Here is a 2,943-nt window from a genome sequence, read left to right as displayed (position 1 = left end):
ATAAGATCCTGAAAGGGATACCCGAAGTGGCACAGGTATTCGGCAAGGCCGGCAGGGCCGAAACAGCCACTGATCCGGCGCCCCTGGAGATGTTCGAGACTACGATCAACCTGAAGCCCAGGGAAGAGTGGCGGGCAGGTATGACCGTCGACAAACTGACTGCGGAAATGAATGACGCCCTCACAATACCGGGGGTTTCCAACGCATTTACCATGCCCATAAAGGCAAGGATAGATATGCTCTCAACAGGTATCAGGACCCCTCTTGGGCTCAAGATATTCGGTCCGGATGTTCGGGAAATCGAGCGGCTTGGTATTGCCCTTGAAACAGTATTAAAGGATGTGCCGCATACGAGAAGCGTCTATGCCGAGAGGGTAAATACAGGATATTTTATCGACATTGCCGTAAAACGTCATGAGGCAGCCCGTTATAACCTCACTGTCGATGATGTAAACGAGATTATCCAATCATCCATCGGCGGTCTTAATGTGACCACCACTATCGAAGGAAGGGGGCGTTATCCCGTCAATGTCCGCTATGCAAGGGAATTGCGGAGCGATATTGACACATTGAAAAGGGTCCTCGTTCCTGTTACATTCTCTTCTTCCCAGCCTGACCTGCCGGAAGTTACCGCTCCCGGGTCGGCCCATGTGCCCCTTCAGCAACTGGCGGATATAAAGATCGTCAAGGGACCTGCACAGATCAAGAGTGAAGCGGGCATGCTCACCGCATACGTCTATATCGACCATACGGCGGGGGACGCGGGCACATATATCAAGGAAGCAAAAAAACGTTTAACCTCTTTTAAGATCCCCGAAGGCTACCGTATCGAATGGAGCGGCGAATATCAGTATATGGAGATGACCCGCCGGCACCTGAAGGTGGTCATACCCCTTACGATCCTCCTGATCCTCATTATCATCTATTTCAGCACCCGGTCCTTTGTGAAATCGGCTATCGTACTCCTTGCGGTCCCGTTTTCGCTTGTCGGCTCCTTCTGGTTCCTCTATCTCCTCGGCTACAACATAAGCACGGCCGTCTGGGTCGGCATTATCGCCCTTGCCGGCCTTGATGCGGAAACGGGCGTGGTAATGCTGCTTTACCTCGATCTTTCATACAACCAATATAAGAAGGAAGGGAGGCTGAAGAGCATCTCTGACCTGCAGGATGCAGTGATGCACGGCGCCGTGAAGAGGCTCCGGCCAAAACTCATGACAGTGGCGACAGACCTCGGCCTTATATTTGTCATGTTCGATACGGGCATCGGTTCGGAGGTCATGAAGAGGATCGCTGCGCCTTTGATAGGCGGGCTCGCTACATCCGTTATCCTTGAACTGACGATCTACCCTGCCATCTATATGATGTGGAGAAAAAAGCAACTGACCAAGGGAGATCCGCACATTATTGAACCAGCCTGAATTCCTGCGGGGCCGGCTGGGGCGTAAATTCTTTCGGAAGCGGCTCCTTCTGTCCCGGCTGCTGCAAGAATTCTTTTGGAAGCGGTTCCTGGTGCTGCGGCGTTAAGAATTCCTTCGGGAGAGTCTCCTGCTGTCCCGGCTGCTGCAAGAATTCTTTTGGAAGCGGTTCCTGCTGTCCCGGCTTCGGTACCACGACATTCTGCGGAGCAGACTCCACCTTCATCTCCGTTTGCTGTGAAGATGATGCCTGAGGCACAGACTGTTTTTGATCTGTGCAGATACCCTTAAAATAGACTACGTTCGATTCTGCTTTTCCGGGCCAGACCACCTGGAGCGCTGCCGATCCGTCAAATATCGGCGATGCGGCAGCGTCGCCGAGCTCCCGGACATATGTTACCTCTTTTCTCCCCGGCTCCTCGAAGATAAGGGGTTTTGACACAGACGGAGGGACGCTGCTGCCGACAAAACGGTATTGGATCGTGACCGGCTTATTCACATAGATCTGACCTTTCAGAGTAAAACGTCCCGGGCACGGGCCCTCATACTTTTCCGGCGATACAGTCAGGTCTGCGATTATTTCAAGACCTATCATCAGCTTGCGCAGCAATGCCGGTCCCCGTTGTATCTTTTGCGGTTTCTTTACCTCAGGATTGTCAATTACACCTGGCTTATCCTGAGAATACCCGCTGATCGTAAAACAACCTCCGAAGATCAAAAACATCAATGCCGTAATGGCAAAGAGCAATCTTTTCGTCTTAACCATGATAAATCCCTCCCTGCTTTTTTTTGCTGAACAACTCCCTTTCTTGCATTTATCCTAATACCGTTATACCATTCTATTGTCGAATATAAAATTTACAATTTATTGTCAAGTCAATTCAACGATCACAATAGCTGGACCCTGAATACCTGTAACCAGAACAGATGACAAAATTATTGTTATTTCCGCTACAGACGTTCTTGTTGTTTTTATATAATGTAATAGTGTAATATAGTGTAATATAGACGTTTTTTTAATGATATAGGTAGTGAAACTATTATGGAAGATTATGGCAGAGAGTTAGGGATCGTAAAAGGAATCTTTTTACGGAGGGCTCCATGATGACAAAACGACTGCAGATGCGCGACAGGAAAGGGTTTACCCTGATCGAGCTCCTTGTGGTAATGGTAATCGTCGGCCTTCTCGCGGCCCTTGTGGGGCCGCGGCTTTTCCCGAAGCTCGGCAAAGGCAAACAGGCTGCTACCAAGGCACAGATTGAACTCCTGGGACAGGCATTAGACCAGATGAGGCTCGATATCGGACGATATCCAACAACGCAGGAAGGATTGAATGCGCTGGCTGCAAATCCAGGCGGGGTTGAGAACTGGGATGGACCTTACTTAAAAAAGGCTCTGCCTAACGATCCCTGGGGCAAACCTTATAACTACCAGTTTCCGGGGACTCATGCGGAATATGATCTGTTCTCCTATGGAAGGGATGGGGCCCCCGGTGGAGGGGGGGAGGATAAGGATGTCACAAGCTGGG

Annotated in this window: 3 protein-coding genes; 2 read left to right on the top strand and 1 reads right to left on the bottom strand. The window is 50.3% G+C overall.

Annotation, left to right across the window (positions count from 1 at the left end; all coding sequences use genetic code 11):
* On the top strand, positions 1-1,418 hold a 1,418-nt coding region (locus PHU49_16570; protein MDD5245624.1), incomplete at its 5' end, for an efflux RND transporter permease subunit.
* On the opposite strand, the gene PHU49_16565 is transcribed toward PHU49_16570, so the two are convergent.
* Positions 1,402-2,181, bottom strand: coding sequence for a hypothetical protein (locus PHU49_16565; protein MDD5245623.1), 780 nt, complete (start codon positions 2,179-2,181; stop codon positions 1,402-1,404). The two genes, PHU49_16570 and PHU49_16565, sit on opposite strands and share 17 nt — an antisense overlap.
* Positions 2,182-2,516: 335 nt before the next feature.
* Between PHU49_16565 and gspG the strand changes: the two genes are divergently transcribed.
* Positions 2,517-2,943: type II secretion system major pseudopilin GspG (gene gspG, locus PHU49_16560; GenBank protein MDD5245622.1), on the top strand; the 427-nt coding region annotated here is incomplete at its 3' end.

The sequence above is a fragment of the Syntrophorhabdaceae bacterium genome (assembly GCA_028713955.1).
In the GTDB taxonomy this organism is placed as follows: Bacteria; Desulfobacterota; Syntrophorhabdia; order Syntrophorhabdales; family Syntrophorhabdaceae; genus UBA5609.
Note: the sequence above shows the minus strand (reverse complement) of the source record. Positions and strands in the feature narration are given on the sequence as shown.